Here is a 1,277-nt window from a genome sequence, read left to right on the forward strand (position 1 = left end):
GGTTCTTCGCCTAAATTAGTGGAAAGTTATAAAAAGGTTTAATTTTAGGGTATGGAATTAGACGGATTAGGGATTTTGTTAGGAGTTAAGTCTCCATGGGTTTTAAAAAATATAGATGTTCAACATCACACACAAGTAATAGATGTTTATATTGAATATGAAAGGGGTTCAAAATTTGAATGTCCCCATTGTGGCGAGTTATGTAAAGTTCATGACGGTAATGTAAAACGCATAAGGCATTTGGATTTATTTGATTATCGTTGCTATTTAAACATTAAAGTTCCTAGAATAAGTTGTAGCAAGGACGGTGTCAAAGTTGTTCATTCTACCCCTTGGGACCGTAAAGGAAACCATTACAGCCTTAAATTTGAGGCTTTAATTATACGTCTATACAAAGAAATGTCCGCCTCTGCTATCAGTAGGGAATTAGGCGAACCTGATAATAATTTATGGCGTGTTTTTAATTACTGGGTAGATAAAGATATAATTCAAAAGTTTGATTTTAAACAAATTAAACGTGTTTGTGTAGATGAAACGGCTGTAAAAAGAGGACATAATTACATCAGTATTTTTACAGATTTAGACACGGGTAAAGTTATATTTGTTACAGAAGGAAGAAAAAAAGAAGTTTTTGAATTGTTCTATGGTTGGCTTTGGGATAATGGCGGGTTCCCTGGTAATATAGAATTATTTAGTATGGATATGTCAGTATCCTACCAAGCTGGTCAAAAAGAATATTTTTCAGCAGCGGAAGTAGTTTTTGATAGATTTCACATCAAAAAAGGGATGAATAAAGCACTAAATCTAGTACGAATAGAAGAGGTTAAAAGAGTTGAATCGTTGAAAAAATCAAAATACATTTGGTTAAAAAGTGAAGCTAAATTAACAGAAAATCAAGCAGGTAGATTAGAACAATATTTAAGCGACAGTACTTTAAATACAACTATAGCCTACCAAATTAAAAATAAATTTGATCAATTATGGAATGTACAATCTTATGCAATTGAACCAATGATAGAAAAATGGATTCAAGAAGCGACATCTGCGTGTCTTAAACCCATAAATACCTTCATTAAAACAATAAGGAATCACTATAATGGAATTGTAAAATCAATAAAAACAGGAATAACAAATGCTGTTTCTGAAGGATTGAATAGTGTGATGCAGTTAGCGAGATCCAGAGCAAGAGGTTATAGAAATCCAGATAATTTCATAAAAATGGTATATTATTTAGGTAATGCCTAAAAACACAATTCCACTAATTTAGGCGAAGAGCC

General features: G+C 32.0%; 1 protein-coding gene. It reads left to right on the forward strand.

The window, feature by feature from the left end:
- Positions 1-51 precede the first annotated feature (51 nt).
- Positions 52-1,245 carry an ISL3 family transposase gene (locus FNW21_RS16195; RefSeq protein WP_144257786.1) on the forward strand — a complete coding sequence of 398 codons (1,194 nt, stop codon included), beginning with the start codon at positions 52-54 and terminating at the stop codon, positions 1,243-1,245.
- Positions 1,246-1,277: the final 32 nt, after the last annotated feature.

It is taken from the genome of Flavobacterium restrictum, assembly GCF_007097245.1.
GTDB classification, from domain to species: Bacteria; Bacteroidota; Bacteroidia; order Flavobacteriales; family Flavobacteriaceae; genus Flavobacterium; species Flavobacterium restrictum.

What these genes read in the sequence shown, in the direction of transcription:
- FNW21_RS16195 (WP_144257786.1), top strand. Translation starts at nt 52, where the DNA reads ATGGAATTAGACGGATTAGGGATTTTGTTAGGAGTTAAGTCTCCATGG.